Here is a 19,155-nt window from a genome sequence, read left to right on the forward strand (position 1 = left end):
GACAAGGAGACCATAAAAGGTCTCCTTTTTTATTTTCTTATTTTTTAAATATAATAAACAGTTAATCATTTATTAACATCGTAATCTTTTAAACTTCATTTCTTTACAGTGATGAAACAAAGCGATAGCTATTAATGATTGACCTGTCTATAATCCGCATGATACAAACTTTGTATTGTACTGGTGACAAACTGTTTATTTCTACAGCCGGTTTGTTCAAAAGGTCGTTTGGATGTTCTAAAGTCTATTACTATTCAAAAAATCGTTCTTATGATACCTTTCCGATGGTTTCATTTCTCAACATTCTGGACGCTCTGTTGATCCAGTTATTCCAAAATCTAAACAAAAAACCATGCTTTTAAACAATATCCTATTTTTTTCAGTGGATCCGGATCTCAGTACAGGCCTTGTCATTATTTTCATCCTGTGTCTGGTAGCCGTTGTGGCTTTTGAGTTTGTAAACGGTTTTCATGATACAGCAAATGCTGTGGCTACCGTAATTTATACAAAAGCCCTTAAACCTGTTATTGCAATTCCGTGGTCCGGTTTCTGGAATTTTCTGGGAGTTTTTACTGGAGGAATTGCCGTAGCGATGGGAATCTTAAAACTAGTCCCTATGGATACGCTCATAACGCTGCCAATTGCTGTGGGAGCCTCTTTGGTTTTGGCTGTTCTACTGGCTTCAATCATCTGGAATCTGGGAACCTGGTATTTTGGAATACCATGCTCCAGTTCTCACACCCTGATTGGGGCTTTGATTGGTGCCGGGTTAGGATTTACCTGGTATTATGGAGGAGGAGTGAACTGGCATAAAGCTGAAGAAATTGGGATGTCGCTCATTTTATCCCCTATAGTAGGATTTTGTTTAGCTGTCCTGCTGATGTGGTTTTTCAAATATGTAATCCGTTATAAAACGCTTTTCCATATTCCGACAGGAGCCAATGACAAACCTCCTTTTGCTATAAGAGCCATTTTAGTAACAACCTGTACTCTGGTAAGCTTTTTTCACGGTAGTAATGACGGACAAAAAGGAGTAGGGCTTTTTATGCTGATTCTGATTGCTTTCATGCCTGCCCAATTTGCAATTAATCATGATATTCCTAATGATAAGATTGTTTCCATCCTAAATACAACAGAACATACATTACAGGTTGCAGCTGCTCAAAATACTCGAAATACAGCAGAATTTAAGACATTGAATCTGGCTGTTGAAAATGTAAAAGAGAATCTGATCCATAAGAATGAAAAAGACAAAGCGGCTACCTACAGATTTAGAAAACAGGTAGACAACCTTGTTGATTCTCTGAAAAAACTGAACGAAAATAAAGCCATAGCTATTGACGAATCCGGCAGGGCAATACTTAGCAGCCAGATTTCTGAACTTAAAAAATTAACCGAATTTGCTCCTCTATGGGTCATTATTATTATCTCCGTATCTCTCGGGTTGGGAACTACGATAGGCTGGAAGAGAATTGCAGTAACCATTGGTGAAAAAATAGGAAATGAACATTTGAATTATGCACAGGGTGCCTCCAGCGAAATTGTTGCAGCATCTACTATCGGTATCAGTACATTTCTGGGATTGCCGGTAAGTACCACGCACGTTTTATCAAGTGGTATAGCAGGTTCTATGGTGGCTTCTGGTGGTAAAAGTAACCTTAATCCAGCTACATTAAAAAGTATCGGTCTTGCCTGGGTGCTTACTTTACCGGTATCTATTGTATTATCTTTACTGTTATTTATATGTTTCCATCTGTTTATTTAATGGCAGATTTTTTAGTTCAGTGATTATTATTAAAACCGAAAAAAAATGAAACAAATATTAGTTGCCTCAGACTTTTCAAACAACGCAGGTAATGCGTTGTTGTATGCTCTGTCCCTCGCTAAAACCTTAAAGATGAAAGTAACAGTGCTGAATGCCATTCATCCTACGGAAGGGATCAATAATAGTACATACAACGCCATTTTTATTGAAGATTACTATGCAAGAAAAAGATCTGCTCTGAAAGAATGGACAGAAACCTTCTGTAATAACAGCGAATATAAAGATATTCCGGTTAAAACCGTTTGTGATGTTGGCTTTTTAAGAAATGTCATTACAAAATACATCGAATATAATGATGTATCGTTTTTAGTAATGGGAATGACGGGAGCTACAGGCATTAAAGGAATCATAGGAAGCAATGCCAGTTTAGCTATTAGCAAAATGCGGATTCCGACATTAATTGTTCCTGCGGAAAGTATACTTCATCCAACACCTGTTATCACGCTGGCTGCTGATTATAAAACCACAAAACTATCCGTAAGGGATATAAAAGCATTGAACCAGATCCTTAAAGTTTCCGATCCTAAAAAGCTGGAAGTACTTCATATTTCGGACAAAGATACAGCTGCTAGAACCATAGAACATGGAGAAAAGAAATTAAAAGATCAGCTTTCTTCTGTGGAAATCACCTTTCATTACGTTGAGGATGATAAACCATCAAGCGGAATTATTGATTTTATAGAAACCAATAAAACAGATATTTTATGTCTGGTAAAACATAATCACAATATTATTTACCGATTGTTCTCCGGTAGTACTGTAGACGAGATCCTGAACAAATCTGTGAAGGCTGTATTGATTCTTCATGCATAAATTTTCAAGCCAGCCTTAGTTGAATGTCTTTTGAGGTTAAAGATTAATTATACAATTTCAATCAGGCTTCCTCTTTCCTCGTCTTTAATGATATTGAGAGCTGTAGGGATTTTCTCTTTCAGCTCTTCAACGTGAGAGATAATTCCTACAATCCTGTTTTCTTTCATCAGATTGGTGAGGGTTTCAAATACGATATTCACAGATTCTGTATCCTGGGTTCCGAAGCCTTCATCAATAAAGAAAAAGTTCTTATCTGCCTGTGCATTGGCCTGAACACTTTCTGCCAGAGCCAAAGCAAGGCTCAACGAGACCTGAAATGACTGTCCTCCAGAAAGCGTTTTTACACTTCTGCTTTTTCCTTCGTTGAGGTAATCAATGATTTCAAAATCGTTATTTTCATTAAGCTGAAGGCTCAACTGGTTTCTCGTCATCCGGTGGAAACGAACATTCGCATGATCACAAAGCTGTCTCAGATAAATAGAAGAAACATATTGCACAAAACCCGCTCCTTTAAAAAGGTTCATCATGAGTTTTAAATTTTCTGAGCGTTTCTGAAGTTTTGCCAGTTCTTTTAAAAGGCTTTCTTTTTTTACAAATTCCTTTTCTAATCGATCTATTTCAGCGGTTTTTGTGACTACAGAATCACTGATTTTTTTCTGCTCATTTTGCGCTTCAACAAATTGCTGTTCAGCCAGAGAAAACTGTTCGTTATCGAATGAAAGACCTTTCAGCTTCAATTCCAGTTCTCCAATGAATTTCTTTAAAGCTTCAAACTCAACTTTAAAATTCTGAATTTTGGCTCTCACCAGTTGAATATCGATTTCCTGAAGTAAAATATGCTCAACCTCTTTAAACTCTGTGAAATTTTGATCTGCCAAAGCTTTGACGATCGCTTCTTCGTTACCGGAAATTTCCTTCTCCAGTTCTGCAATCTGTTTTTCAGACTGACTGACAATCGCTTTTTGTTCTGCTAATTTTGGTGAAAGAATTTTTTCCTGCTCTAATGCTTTTTGGTAACTTTCTTCAGTTTCTTTGTTGGATTGTACCAGCTTTTGATAGGTTTCTTCAATCTCAGTTTTTTCTTTTTGAGCATACAGATTCCAGTCGAGGATTTTAAGACCGGAACGGCTGATATTGATCTGCTCCTGTTTTGAAACTTCCTCCAAACGGAAAGCTTCCAGAGCACTTTTATACTTTTCCAGAGTTTTAGTTTCCTTTTCCAGATTTTCTCTCTCCAAAGCAATGCTTCGCTCTGTTTCTTCAATCTTTTTTTCCAGCGTAAAAGAATCTGCACGTTTTTTCTCAAACTCCTTTTCCTGATCAGGAGAAAAGTTTTTCCATGTGAAATTCAGGATATGTTTTTCAATATTTTCCTGAATCTGAAGGACAATTTTCTGTTCCGAAAGAAGCTGTTCTTCAAAGATTTTTTTACGGTCCAGAATTTTATCAATTTCTGCTTCCTGCTTTTGAATAGCAGCCGTTTCTTGTTCTACAGAAGTTATTTTCTCCTGAATTTCCTTCAGTTCAGCATTCACATCATGAAATTCTACAATATGCGGATGTTCTTTAGAACCACAAAGAGGACAGTTTTCACCATCATGAAGTTCACTGGCAAAACGGGAAAGTTCTTTTTGAATTTTAAGGTGATCCAGTTTCTGTGAAAGTTCCTTTTTCTTTGTTTCTAAAGCTTCTTTCCTGCTTTTGAACTCTTCTTTATAATTTTCGGTATAATCAAAAGGTTTTAATTCTTCTGCAATTTCTCCGATCTGTTTTTGATGTTTCTCAATCTTCTCGGTTTGTTCCTGCAGTGATTTTTTTAGGTTCTTTTGCTGAATAAACCAGTTGCCCACTTCAGAAAGCAGCGCAGAATCAAGTTTTTGTTCCTTTAAAGTTTTTATTTGTGCTGAAAGTTCATCAATCTTCTTTTGAATCTTCTCTTTGTGAAGATCAACTTCTTTTACTTTCTCAGAACCTTTCTGCGTTCTTTCATTCAGAATTTTAACTTCTTCCGAAAACTTCATGATTTGAATGATGAGGTTCAAATCGTTTTCCTGGATTCTGGATTGCTCCAAAGCTTTAAACTGTGGCTCAAGAGCTGTAAGTTGTTCTTTTATAAGATTAAAAGCTTTTTCAGTTTCCTGCCAGATTTTGATCTGCTGTTCTTTCTCATTTCGTTTGTCCGAAATCTCTTTTGAAAGTTTATTTTTTTCAATAATTAAAGGATTGAAAAGTCTGAAAGTTCGGTCATATAATTCCGCCTGTGCTTCGAGAGCATCCATTTGAGGCTTTTCTTCGGAAAGTTGATTGAATTTTTCTTTATTCTGCTGTAAACCGTCGAAGTCACTTTTTAAGTTTTTCAGCTGTTGATAAGTCTGGGAAATCTTTTCCAGTTTTTCATTAGATTCAGAAAGAAGTTTCTGTTCTTCGGTCAGCTGCTCTTTCTGAACTTTGATTTTCTCTTCATTGATTTCTTCAAAACCTTTTAACTGCCCTTCAAGCTGATCCAGTTCAGATCTGTTTTTTACATTAAGCGCAGAAACATTGTTCTGAAGGTCAAATTTTTGAAGATTAAAGATCTCCTTCATCATATTCGTTCTTTCTGCGGCACCTAATTCAAGGAATTCTTTAAACTGTCCCTGCGGAATAATGATGGTTCTTTTGAAGTTGGAATAGCTTAGACCAATAATAGCTTCTGCATTGGAATGATCTAAAGGAATCCATTTTCCATTGATATGCTCATAAAAAGTAACCGCATTAGGTTTTACCTCTTCGAATTTTTTTGAATTTCGCTTAAAATCACGGGTGGCGCGGAACAATTTATTCTCATAATTCACAAAATCAAATTCTATATAAGAACTGTTTGATTTTAAATTCATCATGTTGTAAGCCCTTTTATCCCGCATGTTCAGACGCTCCGTTTCTCCATATAAAGCAAACGAAATCGCCTCAAGAACAGAAGATTTTCCGGAACCCACCGCTCCGAAAATACCAAACAGTCCGGCTTCGGTAAGATTTCGGAAATCAATCGTCTGACGTTCCTGATACGAGTAAAGTCCTTCTATAGTTAATTGAACAGGGATCATGGCTTATGCATTTAAAATTTCGTTAAACAAATTCATCAGTTCTTCATTGGCTTCCTGTCCGCCGTTTTTAGACTTAAAATAATCCTTGAATAAGATATCAATATCCTGACTTAAATTAATTTCATGGGTTTGATTTTCTCCCAATTCCAGATTGCTGACTTTAGGGATAAGGTGAACAATTCCGTTGTGAGATTGATAAATTAATCTTCTTTCATCAGCAGTTAAAAAAGTCTCGCTTTCCAGCGTAAGCTCAATAAACGTATTCGGATTTTCACCCAGCCATTGAACAGTATCTTCGATGGAAGTAAATGTTTTTCTGACTAAAGCTCTTCCGCTTTTCAGTATTTTTTTCTCGTAAGAAACTGTTTTTCCCGGCTCTGCATCAATAATAGAAACATACTTTTTCTGCCCAGCTTCACTGAAACTGTAGCAAAGGGGAGAAGATGAATAAATAACAGGTTTTTCCTTTGTTCCGATATTTTGAAAAGCATGAAGGTGACCCAATGCTGTATACTGAATCTGCTCCGGAATACTGTCTGAAAAAATCAAATCTGCATTTCCGATTTTAATAGGCTTTTCTCCTTCTGGTTCTTCCAGCATTTCTGCACCTCTTTTATTCATATACAAATGAGCGGTCAGAAGATTCACCCCGGAATCATCACAAAACTGATCAGCAAGATTTTTCCATGTCTGAGAAAGAACTTTGTTGATTTCTTCCTCTTTATTTTCGCCAAAATATTCCTTTAGACGGATCTCATTCGCGAAAGGAGTGTGAAGAATTCTTACAGGGAAATCTATACCCTCAATTTTAAGTTCTATAAAACCCTCTTTGGAGTTGGTAATATTAAAGTATTCTGTACCGAAAGGTGTGATCTCAGCTTTAGGATGACCTATTAAAATGATTCCACATTCCCTTGCCAAAGGATCAGGAGCATTGATTAGGCTGGGAGAATCATGATTACCGGAAATAGCGATTACCGGACGTTTACCATTCAATGATAAACGTTTTAATGTTTTATAAAAAAGTTCAGCAGCCTCTACACTTGGATTAAAATTATCAAAAAGATCACCGGCAACAAGAATAAGATCTGCATGTTCTTCATCAGCAATGTGTATGATTTCTTCCATTACCAAAACCTGCTCTTCCAGTCGTGAAAAGCGGTTCAGTCTTTTTCCTAAATGCCAGTCGGCGGTATGCAGAATTTTCATAAATTTATTATTGTTTAAAGTAAGTTGAATAATCAACCATTTTTATGGTTGATTATCAGATTCTTTTGCTTTGAAATCTTCCAGAATTTGTTTTAAACGTGTTTTCCTTTCTGCCTCAGCATTTTGTATTTTACGCTTTTTCTGGTCAATTTGCTTTTTATTTTTTTTCCTGTTCGCATCGTTATTTTTGCTCATATCTTTGTACAGAATAATTTTTATGGGTAAGAAATAGCTTCTTCAAAAATAAGAAACAAAAAGGGAAGAAGGGGTGTGGATTTCCGTATAAACTTATAATAAATTAATTTTGTAAAAAAAAGATGGAACAACAGTCCAAAGATCCTTTACATGGAAAAAGACTGGATGCTATCCTTGAAGAACTTGTAGAATACTATAAAGGCTTCGAAGGACTAGGCGAACAGATCAATATAAAATGTTTTACAGACAACCCAAGTATCAACTCTTCTCTGAAGTTTTTAAGAAAAACACCCTGGGCAAGAACAAAAGTGGAAAGCCTGTATCTCTTTATGCTGAGACAGAAAAAAAGAGAGGAAGGTAGAAAAAATAAAGAATAGAAGTTCCTGAAGCTATGATGAAGTTAAATGTAAAGTAAAAAGAAGGTCTATTTTTTTCTCTATGCCTTTCATAACTTCCTTCTTCCATTCCCCAGCTTCCAGGCTCATTGAATCATTTCAAAAAATAGTATATTTGTAACATTAATCGTGAAACGAAATCACGAAAAAAAGAAAAAATATGACAATCGAAAACAATCACGTTGTAGCTGTAAAGTATATACTTCACACAATCGAACCAGATGGGAGTAAGATTCTTGTAGAAGAAACAACAGCAGAAAATCCGCTTACATTTTTGTATGGTATGGGAATGATGATTCCTAAGTTTGAAGAAAATATCCTGGGATTAAAAGCTGGTGATAAAGCTGCTTTTACAATTCAACCTGAAGAAGCTTACGGTGAAAGACAACCGGATGCTATCGCACAATTACCAGTGGAAATGTTTAAAGAATCAGGACTTCCTCCTGTAGGAGCTATTTTACCTTTATCTGACAATCAGGGGAACAATTTCCAGGCTTTTGTGGTAGAAGTAACACCAGAAGTGGTAGTAGCAGACCTTAACCACCCAATGGCAGGTAAAGTATTAGACTTCCAGGTGGAAGTTTTAAATACTCGTCCGGCAACAGAAGAGGAATTGTCACATGGACATGCTCACGGAATTGACGGAAACGAAGCTCACTAAAAAATAATATAATGTCCGTTTTTCGGACATTTTTTAGATAAAAAAATAAGCCATGGATAATTCTGTGGCTTATTTTTATTGATAAAGTTACAACAGGTTTTGAATGCTTGGCATTCCCCTCCACCGGAGGGGTGGCAAAAATTCAAAGAATTTTTGACGGGGTGGTTCTATACACAAAGCATTGCTCTATACTTCTTAATCTAAAAACTCTCCTGAAACATAATACCAACGTTCATGCATTTTCTGAAAAACAGACAACTCATGATGAACCTGTGGACGACCATCCTGATCAGTATAATAAGCTTTAAACTCTACGTGATTTAAAGTGGGAGTCCGGATGATTTCCAGTTTTGTCCATTGATTGATTTCTCCCCATTCCTGAAGGTCTTTTTTGTTGTGGTATTTTCTTTTTCCCGGAAGGGTAGTCTCCATCAGATATTCGCCATTCGGAATGGCAAAAGCAGAAAACCTTGAGCGCATCAGAGCTTCAGCCGTAGGAGCATGTTTTTCTCCGGTATGATAAGGCTTACAACATTCTTCGTAGGATTTTCCTGAACAGCACGGACAGTTCATATAGTGTATTTTAAATTTTGAATTGCAAAAATAATGAATCTCATTAGAAACGGGCTATAATCCTGAGCGGAGACGAAGGAAGTCCATTCAAAATAAACAAAAATATTCATCGGCTTTAGCCAAAACATAAAAAAGAAGCACTCTAATTAAAGAATGCTTCCATTGATTTATTTAATAAACCCTCTGTTTCTTAATAAAGGTTTGATATCCGGATCGTGTCCTGTAAAGTCTCTGAATGCCTGATTCAGTTCTACAGAATTTCCTACGGAAAGAATGTATTTTCTGAAACGGTCACCATTTTCTCTGGTTAATCCACCATTTTTACTGATCCATTCCCATGCATCATTATCCAATGTTTCAGACCATAAATAAGCGTAATATCCTGCTGAATAACCACCTCCCCAGATGTGTGCAAAATAAGGCGTGTGATATCTTGGCGGAACCGTTGCCAAATTAAAACCATGGCTGGCTAAAGATTGCTTTTCAAAATCCAGAACTGGAATAAACTGGCTGTCGTTGCTTACTGTATGCCAATCCATATCAAGCTCGGCAGCAGAAACCAATTCCGTAGTCATGTATCCCTGATTGAAGGTAGACGCTTTTTTGATCTTGTCTACCAAAGCCTGTGGAATAGGTTGCTTAGTCTCATAATGTACAGCATAATTCTTCAGAACCACAGGATCTAAAGCCCAGTGCTCATTGATTTGAGAAGGGAACTCTACGAAGTCTCTCGGTACATTTGTTCCTGAAAGAGAAGGGTATTTCTGGCTCGCAAACATCCCATGAATAGAATGGCCAAATTCATGGAAGATAGTTGAAACATCATCATAGCTAATTAATGATGGTTTTCCAGGTGCCGGTTTCTGATAATTGTAGCAGTTTACAATGACAGGTTTTGTTCCCAGTAAATAAGACTGCTCAACAAAATTACTCATCCATGCTCCTCCGTTTTTAGAATCTCTGGTATAGAAATCCAAATAGTAAATCGCAATAGATTTTCCATCATGATCAAAAACCTCATACGTTACAACATCCGGATGGTAAACAGGAAGATCTGTTCTCTTCTTGAAAGTCAGTCCGTAGAATTTTTCAGCAGCGAAGAAAACTCCTTTTTCCAAAACTGTTGTGATTTCAAAATAAGGTTTTATTTGGCTTTCATCAAGATCAAACTTAGCTTTTCTTACCTGCTCGGCATAGAAATTCCAGTCCCACGGTTCTACATTGAAACCTCCTTTCTGTTGATCAATAAGATCCTGAATATCTTTTGCTTCACGTCTTGCTGTTTCTACTGCCGGAGTAGCAATCTGATTCATCAGTTTAGTAGCTGCCTCAGGTGTTTTTGCCATCTGATCCTGAAGTTTCCATTCAGCAAAGTTTTTCTTTCCTAAAATCTGAGCTTTTTTCAGTCTTAATTTAGCCAATTGCTCAATCGTTGATCTTGTATCGTTGGCATCTCCTTTTTCAGCTCTAGTCCATGAAGCTTTGAATAGCTTTTCTCTGGTAGCTCTGTTTTTTAAATTTTGAAGAAGAGGCTGTTGTGTAGTGTTTTGTAAAGCCAGAAGGTATTTCCCAGATTGTCCTGCTGTTTTAGCATCAGATGCCGCTGCTGCAATTTCATCCGCAGAAAGTCCGTCAAGCTCTTTTGCATCAGAGAAAAATACACCTCCCTGTTTTCTTGCTTCCAATAATTTATTGGAATACTGTGTAGAAAGGGAAGCCAGCTCCTGATTGAGTTGCTTTAATTTTTCTTTATCGGCCGCAGAAAGGTTAGCTCCTGCAATTTCAAAATTCTGCTTATAATATTGTACAAGTCTTTTGCTTTCAGAATCAAGACCATCTTCTTTGATGGATTGTATTCTTTTATAAAGATTTTCATTCAGGTACAGTTTATCAGAATGTGCAGCAAAAATAGGTGCATATTCTTCATCCAAAGCCTGCAGCGTAGGGTTTGTGTTCGCACTTGTAAGATTTGAGAATACAATTTGTGCTCTTCTCAATACTTCACCGCTTTTTTCCAATGCAACGATTGTATTTTCAAAAGTAGGGGTAGCCGGATTGTTGGCAATTTTTATGATTTCCGCTTCATGCTGTTTTAAACCAAAGTCAAAAGCAGGTTTGAAGTGTTCATTTTTGATTTTGTCAAATTCCGGAGCTTCATACTGAAGCTTGCTTTTCTTCATAAAAGGGTTTGAAGATAAAGATGGATCAGGTGCAGGAAGCTCCTGTTGAATATCGGTCTGTTTCATTGTAGTACAAGATTGATTGAACGCCAAGGCAGAAATTAATAATACCGATGAAATATTCTTCATAAATATAGTTGTTATTAAAGCATAAAGATATTAAAAACTTGCATCATAGAATCTATTTTGGGAGATGTATTTATTGAAACTCTATAGTGAATGTTTTATAATGAATAAGATAAGTGTCTTAGACCCAGAAAAGTATTTTTGAAAAATCGATATGGCAGACCATTGCAGTATTTTTAAATGTAATGTAATATTTTTTATAAATTAGTTGTTATTTAATTAAAGAAATCAACAAAAATAATTAACAAAAGAAATAAGCATGAAAACAAGGACTTTATTTATTTTTTCAGCCTTAGCGGCATTAGCCTCATGTAATGATAAACATGAGAACAGAAACAGAGATAGAGACGGAGACAGAAGTAATTGGGTAGAAAAAGTAGTAAGCAAAGAAAGCGGCCCGATACAGCATAAAGAATTTAACGGAGATTTTGATGAAATCCAGGTTTCTCAGGCGATTGAAGCCGAAATCATAAAATCTGAAACAGAAAAAGTAGAAATTTCAGCCCCTCAAAGCATCATCAATGAAATTCTTGTGGATAATGATGGCGGAAGACTTCATATTCATTATAAACCTGGTATCAGAGTGATGAATATCAGTAAAGTGACGGCAAAAATTTATGCAAAAGACTTTAAGAAACTTCTTGCCGATTCAGCAGCTAGAATTATCATAAAAGATAAATTTATTCAGGAAAAAACAGATATCGAAGTATCAAGTGCGGGAAGTATTTCCGGAGATCTGGAAGCTAATGATATGGATATTAATATCAGCAGCAGCAGTAGTTTTGATGGTAAAATATGGGCTGTAAACCTTGATGTTGAATCTTCGTCAGGATCAACTCTTGATATCTCAGGAAAAGCGAAAAAGGCAGATGTAAGTGCTTCTTCAGGCAGCAGTGTTTCAGCGAAAGGCGTTATTGCTGATGATGTAGAAGCAGATGCTTCAAGCGGTGCAAGCATTCATATAAGTGCCGTTTCCAGTGTGAAGGCAGGTGCATCATCCGGTGGAAGTGTGGATATCTCTAAAAAAGGAGAGCTTAAGAATGTAAGCAAAGAAGAAAGCAGTGGCGGAAGTGTAAACATCCAATAAACTAATCCTGGGATTCTTCCTCATCTTCTTCATCGGCAGATGAGGAGCCTTCCCAATTTTTATTGTCAAAATTAAGATTATCATAGGCTAATAAATCCTCCTCCCGCTGGAGGATTTCTTTTGTGGTAAACAGGGTAATATCTTCATCGTTTTCTTTCATTTTGGCCAGTTTTCTGATGGATGCCTTATCAATAGCCATAAACCTTTGCCCCATACGCCTTGCTGCATATTTTCTCATTCCTGTTTCATGAAGTACATCTACAGCCATATCCACCGCTGTTCCTAATGTTTCACGGTAAATATGATTAACTCCGTTGTTAAGATAATCATAGGCATCAATCCTGTTTTTCGCTCTCACAAAAATTTTCACTTCAGGATAATGTTCACGTACAAGCTCTGCAATGAATTTGTTATCATCCGGATCATCCAGACACAAAACCAAAATTTCAGCATCTTCAATTCCGGCGGCTCTTAAAATGGGAATTCTGGTCGCATCACCATAATAAACTTTAAAACCATAACTTCTGAGCAGCTTTACACGGTCAGAATCACGGTCCAGAACAGTGGCTGATATTTTATTGGCCTTTAAAAGACGTCCCACTGTACTTCCAAAGTGCCCAAAACCTACAATAATGATCTTCTTTTGAACAACATCACTGTCGAGAATATTGTAGTCATGTTCTTCTTCCGGAATTTCTTTGATGAATTTCGGAGTAATGAACTTCTCATTAATGATCAAAAGAATTGGTGTAATACACATGGTAATTGCAGTGACTGCCATCATTTGTGCATTCATTTCAGGGCCTAAAAGATAGAGATCTGATGCATAATTGAGCAGTACAAACGCAAATTCTCCCACTTGTGAGAGAGCAAATGCATAAAAAAAACTTTGAGGAGTATCTATCCTGAAAAACTTTCCGATAGTGTATAAAACAACAAATTTTACAGCCAGCACAGCAAAAACAGTACTGAAGATAAATAATGGATCTTTCTGAATAACATTAAAATTGATGGTTGATCCTACACTCACGAAGAAAACGGCTAACAGCAATCCTTTGAAAGGATCAATCTGTGCTTCCAGCTCATGACGGAATTCACTGTTGGCAAGCATTACTCCCGCAAGGAAAGCACCTAATGCCGGAGAAAGTCCAATAACAACCATCAGCTCCGAAACCCCGATAACCAGGAATAGGGAAGAGGCCGTTAAAAGCTCTGTCATTCCTGATTTTGAAACATAGCGCAGAAAAGGAACAAAGACATATCTGCCTAATAAAATAAGCAATGCAACTCCGAAAATTACAGTTCCGGCCTGAAGCCATTCCGGTAGTTTCTGTATCAGAATCTGAATTTCGTTATCATGATGCTTGGCCTTATAATTAGCCACAATAGGAAGTATGGCCAAAATAGGGATCACAGAAATATCCTGAAATAACAGGGTAGAGAATGAGGCTTCTCCGGCAGTGGTTTTAAGATTATTTTTTTCCTGTAAGGTTTGCAGAACAATTGCTGTAGAAGAAAGAGCGAAACACATGGCAATAGTAATAGCTTTGTCCAGCCTCCAGCCTACACTTATAAATATTAAGAAAAGTAACAGAATTGTGAGTGCCATCTGAGAAAGCCCCAAACCCATTATTTTTTTTCGCATTTCCCAGAATTTTCGGGGTTCCAGTTCCAGGCCTACCAGAAACAAAAGCATGATCACTCCAAACTCACTGGCATGCATAATATCATTGACATTATTTCCTGTAAGTTTAAGCACATAAGGCCCTATAATGATTCCTCCTAAAATATAGCCGATCACAGAACTCAACCCTAATTTCCTTGCCAATGGAACCATAATAATGGCTACACCCAGGAAAATTAATGTGTTCATCGCTAAGCTGGATTCCATATGCTATTGATTGAGTAGTTCTGTAAATTCCTTTTTATGTAAAATGATTTCTTTTTTAGAGAGCTTGTTGGCTTCATATACGATTTTAATATGCTTAATATCCGCTTTGAAAACCCTTAAAGAAACAATCAGGCCGCTGATCAGTTCATCTATGGTATATTGATAGGTTCCGGTTTTGCTGAAAGATCTTTCTTTTCCGCCGGTGGTGATCAGAATATAGACTTCTTTCCCTTCCAGTGGATTGTATTCACCTTCTTTAAGCCAGTCTCTGTCGAAAACTTCATCAATCCACAATCTGAGAAGCGGAGGCATCCCAAACCATATCAAAGGAAACTGGAAAACAAAACGTTCGTAATTTTTAAGACGCTTTCTTTCCCGGAAAGCAGCAATATGAAAGTCAGGATATTCTTCGTAAAGATCTCTTAAGGTATAATGCTGGTGGCGAACGTAGAAATTGATGAGCTCTACATTCGAATTGGAGTGCTCCAGATAAGGGTGTGCAAATACTACCAGCGTCTTCTTCATAATCCTGTTTTCAGTAAATATAAGAAAAAAATATTGAATAAAAGACGGTTTTTATGAGGGTTTGTTAATTTTTTAACATCTAAAAATCAATTTAACATTAAGAAAAGTTAAAGAATTGATGTTATTTTCATTTATTAAATAAAAAAATCAGATCGTGATGATCTGATTTCTATATCAATTTTGAAATGACTTGTTCATTTACCAACCACCGGATGCGCCTCCGCCTCCAAAACTTCCGCCACCGCCGAAGCCTCCGAATCCGCCGCCGCCTCCACCGGAACTTCCACCGCCAAAGCCACCTCCTCCAAAGCTGCCTGGGAATGGGAAGAAACCACCAGGGTAATTTCTGCGTCCCTTTCTGGTGATGATCACATCATCGTCGTCGTCATTATTTCCACCACGTCCGCCACCTCTGTTACCAAAAAGTATAGCAATAATGATGAAAATAACAAAAGCAATGATAAGTACTTTAAAAGCACTTCCATTGCCGGAAGGAGCTGTAGTGGCTTCAGGTTTGAATTTCCCCTGTACAGCCTCCATAATGGCTGAGGTTCCACCGTTGATCCCGTCATACCAAAGTCCTTTTTTGAAATTTGGGGTGACAATATAATCTAAGATCTGTCCTGCTACTGAAGCGGTAAGGTATTGTTCTACGGCACGTCCCTGCTGGATAGACATCGTTCTGTCTTCTGTAGCAACAAGGAAAACGACTCCGTTATCTACACCTTTTTTTCCGATTTTCCATTTCTCACCAAACATGGTTGCCAGAAAGTTCACATCATCTCCTTTGGTGGAGCGGATGATCACTACTTCAATTTCTGTTGAGGTAGAATCTGCAAACTTGATCAGCTTATTATTAAGTGCATCCTTTTCCTGTTGAGAAAGCAAACCTGCTTCATCAAAAACAGGATAGAGAACCGCTGGCTTTTCGGGAATGGTGTATTGTGCTGATACAAAAGTGTAAAAGCAGAGTAGTAAAAATGAAAATACTATTTTAAGAGAACGTAATTTCATTTGAAAGTTGGTTTGGATTTTCTCCTTTTACAGGAAAATGTTTTTTGAGTTCAATGCCTGTTTCCAGGATAGCACTTTTCAATGCCTGATAATAATTTCCTTTGGCAAATTCAGCGGTAATATAATCATGAAGATGATCCCAGTAAGACTGCTTAACTTTTTCATGAATTCCAATGTCTCCAATGATGGTAAGGTATTTCTGTTCGAAATTGACATGGAAAAGCACGGCGTTTCTTTCGGCAGTTTTATCCATATCAAGCTTCTTGAAAACGTCAAATGCAGTTTTGGCATCACGGTTTTCCGTATTGGAATCAATATGCACCCTGATCTCTCCTGTAGAATGATCTTCCGCAGACTGAATCGCTTCCACAAGGGAAGCGATCTGTTGATTTGTAAGGAAATTACCCATTATTATTTGAATGCGTCAGGGGCTTTCTGAGCTCCTGCGTCAGCTTTGAAATAAGGTTTTTCTTTAAAGTTGGTGAAATTCGCCAGAATATTATTCGGGAAAGTCTTGATTGAAGTGTTGTAATCTTTTGCAGCATCGTTATAATAAACAGTTTCAGTTCTGATACTGTTTTCGATAGCAGTGTACTCTCTCTGGAAGTTGATATACTGCTGGTCTGCTTTCAAATTAGGATAAGATTCTACTACAGCCATCAATCTGCTCAATGCTCCGGATAGCTCACCCTGTGCTGCCTGGAATTTAGCAATATCAGCTTCAGTCATATTCGTAGGATCAATGTTGATAGAAGTAGCTTTAGAACGTGCTTCCACAACTTGAGTTAAAGTTTCCTGTTCAAATTTTGAATACGATTTTACCGTTCTTTCCAGGTTAGGAATAAGGTTCGCTCTTTTCTGATATACAGTCTCTACGTTTGACCATTTTGCATTCACAGTCTGTTCTTTGTCTACAAAGCTGTTATATCCGCTTTTTCCCCAGAAGAAGAGAACTGCCACAATGATAAGGAGGGCAATACCAATAGTTCCGGCACCCAAACATCCTTTATTTTTCATAGTTTATTTTTTTTAAATTTTTTGTGCTAACCAAATATACAAATTATGTGCTAATTTTGTAAAAAATTATTTGAATGACAACAATAGTGGTGGCAATGGGAGAGAAAAATGAAATTGGTTTTGAAAACCAGTTGCTTTGGCATCTTCCCAAAGACTTAAAACATTTTAAAGATATTACTTCAGGGCATCCGATTATTATGGGGAGAAAAACATACGAAAGTATTGGAAAAGCTCTTCCGAACCGTACCAACATTGTTGTGTCAAGAAAGAAAAACTGGTTTGAGGAGGGAATTCTTATTGTAGGAAGCATCAAAGAAGCATTGAAATTTGCTAAAAAAATTGACGAGGAAGTTTTCGTTATCGGTGGCGGAAATATCTATGAGCAGACTATGGATCTGGTAGACAAGCTTGAAGTTACTTTAGTGAAAGCAGATCTTGAAGCAGATACATTCTTTCCAAAAATAGATCAGAAAATCTGGAAAAAAACAAACGAAATCTGTCATGAAAAAGATGAGAAAAATGGCTATGATTTCTGCTTCCAGACGTTTGAAAGAATTAAGAGCGAATAGTTATAGGAATTCTAGCCTCTAACTTCTAGCTTCTAATCTCTAATTTATTTATCTTTGCACTTTTAAAATTTAATAATGAACAAATACATAAAAATTGCAGTAGCAGCACTTCTTATCCTGGCAGGACTTGGTCTTATGATTTTCACAAGAAATCTTGGATGGGGTATTGTTGTTTTTCTTTTAGCTGCATTTCCGATCTTACTATTCTTTAAAAACGAGTATATTCTATTGGCATTCTGGCAATTGAGAAAGCAAAATATGGAGAAAGCCGGAGAATGGTTATCAAAAATTACAGATTATAAAGGACAGCTTCATAAAACTCAATATGGATATTTCCACTATTTATCAGGACTGACACAAGCTCAGGATCACCCTGCAAAAGTAGAACCTTTCATGAAGAAAGCTTTGGAATATGGCTTGAATATGAAACACGACAGGGCAATGGCTACATTAAATCTTGCAGCCGCTGCTATTTCTAAAGGAAGAAAACAGGAAGGACAGAAGTTGCTGGAAGAAGCAAAAAGGCTGGACAGTGCAGGTATGATGACCGATCAGATCAAAATGATGAAAGATCAGTTGAAGATGCCAACCATGCAGAAACATATGCACAATCCTAATATGAGACAGAGAGGTAGATTTTAAGGAATCCCGATATCTATATAAAATAAAAGTCCTGAAAAATTCAGGACTTTTTGTTTTTTATTATTGAAAGAGGTGCTTGGATAAAAAAATATCTTTTGGATAAAGATTTTCTTTATACAGTTACATTTCTGAATTCTGATCATAGCCATAAAACTTAGGCATCTGCCAATGGTATTTTACAGCAAATGTTCGAATTGCTACAATTAGTATAATTGTGAAGATTTGTATAAAAGTATAGGAAAGTGTAGTATATCTGGTCATCAATAAAAATGCTGAACCTCCCAATATACATGCTGTAGCATAAATTTCCTTTCTGAAAATCAATGGAATTCTGTTGAGTAATATATCCCGTATAATACCTCCGAAACAACCCGTAATGGTTCCCAATGCAATACAAATCATAGGATGAATTCCTGCATTCAAACCTTTTTGTACGCCGATAATGGTAAATAACCCAAGTCCAAAGCTGTCGAAAATAAATAAGGTTACCTTAAAATTTTTCTCAAGAGATTTGAATACCATGGAAAAAATACTGGTCACCAGAATCAGGGCACACATCAGAAGATCATGCATCCAGAATACCGGGATATCCAGCAATAGATCTCTTACAGTTCCTCCTCCTACAGAAGTTACAAATGCAATAATAAGTACCCCGAAAGGATCAAGCCGTTTCTGCATGGCTGCAAAACTTCCCGACATGGAAAAGGCAATGGTCCCAAGGACTTCTATGGCAAAATTGAACTGTTCGTGCATATATTATGAATGATAAATGATAATTGATGAATGATTTTTTTTGCTTAAGCAAATTCTTGGCCATTATATCAATTATCATTTATCGCTTATCAAATATTGTTTTATTTATCTCTCCACCCTCACGGAGTCCGGAACCATCAGTTCGTATTCGCCGCCGTGGGTGATTATTTCTCTTACAATGCTGCTGCTGATAAAAGATTTTCCTGAAGAGGTTAGTAAAAATACGGTTTCCAGTTTTTTGTGAGCTAACGTTCTGTTGGTATGAGCAATCGCTTTTTCGAATTCAAAATCGGCAGGATTTCTCAATCCTCTGATGATATACTGAGCATTTTTTTCAAAGCAGTAGTCCACCGTTAAACCTTCGAATGAATCTACTTCTACATTGGGGAATTCTGCTACAGAGTTCTGTATAAATTCCTTTCTTTTTTCAAGAGGGAACATGTATTTTTTCTGAGAATTCTGTCCGATAGCGATGATTAATTTATCAAACAGCGGTGCCGCTCTTTCTATAATGTCGTAATGTCCTAGTGTAATCGGGTCAAAAGACCCTGGGAAAACAGCAATTTTCATGTTGTACGAGTTATGATTTTGAATTGT

At 36.9% G+C, this 19,155-nt stretch carries 19 protein-coding genes; 7 read left to right on the forward strand and 12 right to left on the reverse strand.

The window, feature by feature from the left end; genetic code table 11:
- Window positions 1-352 precede the first annotated feature (352 nt).
- Window positions 353-1,765, forward strand: coding sequence for an inorganic phosphate transporter (locus LKL37_RS17915; RefSeq protein ID WP_431611838.1), 1,413 nt, complete (start codon window positions 353-355; stop codon window positions 1,763-1,765).
- A gap of 45 nt (window positions 1,766-1,810) precedes the next feature.
- A complete protein-coding gene (locus tag LKL37_RS17920) occupies window positions 1,811-2,638 on the forward strand; it encodes a universal stress protein (RefSeq protein WP_431611839.1) in 828 nt (275 codons plus the stop codon).
- Window positions 2,639-2,685: 47 nt separating this feature from the next.
- On the opposite strand, the gene LKL37_RS17925 is transcribed toward LKL37_RS17920, so the two are convergent.
- From LKL37_RS17925 to LKL37_RS17935, 3 genes are read right to left on the reverse strand one after another with little or no spacing between them, the layout of a single operon-like run.
- A complete protein-coding gene (locus LKL37_RS17925) occupies window positions 2,686-5,721 on the reverse strand; it encodes an AAA family ATPase (RefSeq protein ID WP_431611841.1) in 3,036 nt (1,011 codons plus the stop codon).
- A gap of 3 nt (window positions 5,722-5,724) precedes the next feature.
- Window positions 5,725-6,930, reverse strand: coding sequence for a metallophosphoesterase family protein (locus tag LKL37_RS17930; RefSeq protein WP_431611842.1), 1,206 nt, complete (start codon window positions 6,928-6,930; stop codon window positions 5,725-5,727).
- A gap of 42 nt (window positions 6,931-6,972) precedes the next feature.
- Complete coding sequence (locus LKL37_RS17935) at window positions 6,973-7,125, reverse strand: hypothetical protein (protein ID WP_185097843.1); 153 nt, start codon at window positions 7,123-7,125, stop codon at window positions 6,973-6,975.
- 122 nt (window positions 7,126-7,247) lie between these two features.
- Here LKL37_RS17935 and LKL37_RS17940 point away from each other — a divergent pair, with 122 nt between their 5' ends.
- Complete coding sequence (locus LKL37_RS17940; protein WP_431611843.1) at window positions 7,248-7,502, forward strand: VF530 family DNA-binding protein; 255 nt, start codon at window positions 7,248-7,250, stop codon at window positions 7,500-7,502.
- A 178-nt stretch (window positions 7,503-7,680) separates the two neighbouring features.
- Window positions 7,681-8,181, forward strand: coding sequence for an FKBP-type peptidyl-prolyl cis-trans isomerase (locus tag LKL37_RS17945; protein WP_414847343.1), 501 nt, complete (start codon window positions 7,681-7,683; stop codon window positions 8,179-8,181).
- A 195-nt stretch (window positions 8,182-8,376) separates the two neighbouring features.
- Here LKL37_RS17945 and LKL37_RS17950 read toward each other — a convergent pair whose 3' ends face one another.
- Both LKL37_RS17950 and LKL37_RS17955 read right to left on the reverse strand, forming a co-directional pair.
- Window positions 8,377-8,754 (reverse strand): YchJ family protein, encoded by a 378-nt coding sequence (locus tag LKL37_RS17950; protein ID WP_431611844.1) that lies wholly within the window; start codon window positions 8,752-8,754, stop codon window positions 8,377-8,379.
- 167 nt (window positions 8,755-8,921) lie between these two features.
- Window positions 8,922-11,063 (reverse strand): M3 family metallopeptidase, encoded by a 2,142-nt coding sequence (locus LKL37_RS17955; protein WP_431611845.1) that lies wholly within the window; start codon window positions 11,061-11,063, stop codon window positions 8,922-8,924.
- A 256-nt stretch (window positions 11,064-11,319) separates the two neighbouring features.
- Here LKL37_RS17955 and LKL37_RS17960 point away from each other — a divergent pair, with 256 nt between their 5' ends.
- The gene (locus LKL37_RS17960) at window positions 11,320-12,147 is read left to right on the forward strand and encodes a GIN domain-containing protein (RefSeq protein WP_431611846.1); all 828 of its coding nucleotides are present in this window, start codon (window positions 11,320-11,322) and stop codon (window positions 12,145-12,147) included.
- Window position 12,148: 1 nt separating this feature from the next.
- Here the strand turns inward: LKL37_RS17960 and LKL37_RS17965 are convergent, their stop codons facing one another.
- The 5 genes from LKL37_RS17965 to LKL37_RS17985 form a co-directional block, all read right to left on the reverse strand.
- The gene (locus LKL37_RS17965) at window positions 12,149-14,038 is read right to left on the reverse strand and encodes a monovalent cation:proton antiporter-2 (CPA2) family protein (RefSeq protein ID WP_431611847.1); all 1,890 of its coding nucleotides are present in this window, start codon (window positions 14,036-14,038) and stop codon (window positions 12,149-12,151) included.
- A gap of 3 nt (window positions 14,039-14,041) precedes the next feature.
- Window positions 14,042-14,563, reverse strand: coding sequence for an NAD(P)H-dependent oxidoreductase (locus LKL37_RS17970; RefSeq protein WP_431611848.1), 522 nt, complete (start codon window positions 14,561-14,563; stop codon window positions 14,042-14,044).
- Between the two features lie 198 nt (window positions 14,564-14,761).
- The gene (locus tag LKL37_RS17975; protein WP_431611849.1) at window positions 14,762-15,577 is read right to left on the reverse strand and encodes a TPM domain-containing protein; all 816 of its coding nucleotides are present in this window, start codon (window positions 15,575-15,577) and stop codon (window positions 14,762-14,764) included.
- A complete protein-coding gene (locus LKL37_RS17980) occupies window positions 15,558-15,986 on the reverse strand; it encodes a TPM domain-containing protein (protein ID WP_431611851.1) in 429 nt (142 codons plus the stop codon). Before LKL37_RS17980 ends, LKL37_RS17975 begins: the two co-directional genes overlap by 20 nt.
- Before the next feature lie 2 nt (window positions 15,987-15,988).
- Entirely contained in the window at window positions 15,989-16,594 is a 606-nt protein-coding gene (locus LKL37_RS17985) for a LemA family protein (RefSeq protein WP_431611852.1), read from the reverse strand.
- Window positions 16,595-16,668: 74 nt separating this feature from the next.
- Here LKL37_RS17985 and LKL37_RS17990 point away from each other — a divergent pair, with 74 nt between their 5' ends.
- Together LKL37_RS17990 and LKL37_RS17995 are read left to right on the forward strand one after the other, a co-directional pair.
- Window positions 16,669-17,163 (forward strand): dihydrofolate reductase, encoded by a 495-nt coding sequence (locus LKL37_RS17990; protein ID WP_431611853.1) that lies wholly within the window; start codon window positions 16,669-16,671, stop codon window positions 17,161-17,163.
- A gap of 75 nt (window positions 17,164-17,238) precedes the next feature.
- On the forward strand, window positions 17,239-17,805 hold the full coding sequence (locus LKL37_RS17995) for a DUF2892 domain-containing protein (RefSeq protein WP_431611854.1): 567 nt from the start codon (window positions 17,239-17,241) through the stop codon (window positions 17,803-17,805).
- Between the two features lie 120 nt (window positions 17,806-17,925).
- Here LKL37_RS17995 and LKL37_RS18000 read toward each other — a convergent pair whose 3' ends face one another.
- A complete protein-coding gene (locus tag LKL37_RS18000; RefSeq protein ID WP_103233004.1) occupies window positions 17,926-18,558 on the reverse strand; it encodes a trimeric intracellular cation channel family protein in 633 nt (210 codons plus the stop codon).
- Window positions 18,559-18,663: 105 nt separating this feature from the next.
- Window positions 18,664-19,128: a pantetheine-phosphate adenylyltransferase gene (gene coaD, locus LKL37_RS18005; RefSeq protein ID WP_045492768.1), complete on the reverse strand. Its 465-nt coding sequence runs from the start codon at window positions 19,126-19,128 to the stop codon at window positions 18,664-18,666.
- Between the last annotated feature and the right edge of the window lie 27 nt (window positions 19,129-19,155).

The sequence above is a fragment of the Chryseobacterium sp. 'Rf worker isolate 10' genome, from assembly GCF_050753305.1.
In the GTDB taxonomy this organism is placed as follows: Bacteria; Bacteroidota; Bacteroidia; order Flavobacteriales; family Weeksellaceae; genus Chryseobacterium.

What these genes read in the sequence shown, in the direction of transcription:
- LKL37_RS17915 (WP_431611838.1), top strand. Translation starts at nt 353, where the DNA reads ATGCTTTTAAACAATATCCTATTTTTTTCAGTGGATCCGGATCTCAGT.
- LKL37_RS17920 (WP_431611839.1), top strand. Translation starts at nt 1,811, where the DNA reads ATGAAACAAATATTAGTTGCCTCAGACTTTTCAAACAACGCAGGTAAT.
- LKL37_RS17925 (WP_431611841.1), bottom strand. Translation starts at nt 5,721, where the DNA reads ATGATCCCTGTTCAATTAACTATAGAAGGACTTTACTCGTATCAGGAA.
- LKL37_RS17930 (WP_431611842.1), bottom strand. Translation starts at nt 6,930, where the DNA reads ATGAAAATTCTGCATACCGCCGACTGGCATTTAGGAAAAAGACTGAAC.
- LKL37_RS17935 (WP_185097843.1), bottom strand. Translation starts at nt 7,125, where the DNA reads ATGAGCAAAAATAACGATGCGAACAGGAAAAAAAATAAAAAGCAAATT.
- LKL37_RS17940 (WP_431611843.1), top strand. Translation starts at nt 7,248, where the DNA reads ATGGAACAACAGTCCAAAGATCCTTTACATGGAAAAAGACTGGATGCT.
- LKL37_RS17945 (WP_414847343.1), top strand. Translation starts at nt 7,681, where the DNA reads ATGACAATCGAAAACAATCACGTTGTAGCTGTAAAGTATATACTTCAC.
- LKL37_RS17950 (WP_431611844.1), bottom strand. Translation starts at nt 8,754, where the DNA reads ATGAACTGTCCGTGCTGTTCAGGAAAATCCTACGAAGAATGTTGTAAG.
- LKL37_RS17955 (WP_431611845.1), bottom strand. Translation starts at nt 11,063, where the DNA reads ATGAAGAATATTTCATCGGTATTATTAATTTCTGCCTTGGCGTTCAAT.
- LKL37_RS17960 (WP_431611846.1), top strand. Translation starts at nt 11,320, where the DNA reads ATGAAAACAAGGACTTTATTTATTTTTTCAGCCTTAGCGGCATTAGCC.
- LKL37_RS17965 (WP_431611847.1), bottom strand. Translation starts at nt 14,038, where the DNA reads ATGGAATCCAGCTTAGCGATGAACACATTAATTTTCCTGGGTGTAGCC.
- LKL37_RS17970 (WP_431611848.1), bottom strand. Translation starts at nt 14,563, where the DNA reads ATGAAGAAGACGCTGGTAGTATTTGCACACCCTTATCTGGAGCACTCC.
- LKL37_RS17975 (WP_431611849.1), bottom strand. Translation starts at nt 15,577, where the DNA reads ATGAAATTACGTTCTCTTAAAATAGTATTTTCATTTTTACTACTCTGC.
- LKL37_RS17980 (WP_431611851.1), bottom strand. Translation starts at nt 15,986, where the DNA reads ATGGGTAATTTCCTTACAAATCAACAGATCGCTTCCCTTGTGGAAGCG.
- LKL37_RS17985 (WP_431611852.1), bottom strand. Translation starts at nt 16,594, where the DNA reads ATGAAAAATAAAGGATGTTTGGGTGCCGGAACTATTGGTATTGCCCTC.
- LKL37_RS17990 (WP_431611853.1), top strand. Translation starts at nt 16,669, where the DNA reads ATGACAACAATAGTGGTGGCAATGGGAGAGAAAAATGAAATTGGTTTT.
- LKL37_RS17995 (WP_431611854.1), top strand. Translation starts at nt 17,239, where the DNA reads ATGAACAAATACATAAAAATTGCAGTAGCAGCACTTCTTATCCTGGCA.
- LKL37_RS18000 (WP_103233004.1), bottom strand. Translation starts at nt 18,558, where the DNA reads ATGCACGAACAGTTCAATTTTGCCATAGAAGTCCTTGGGACCATTGCC.
- coaD (WP_045492768.1), bottom strand. Translation starts at nt 19,128, where the DNA reads ATGAAAATTGCTGTTTTCCCAGGGTCTTTTGACCCGATTACACTAGGA.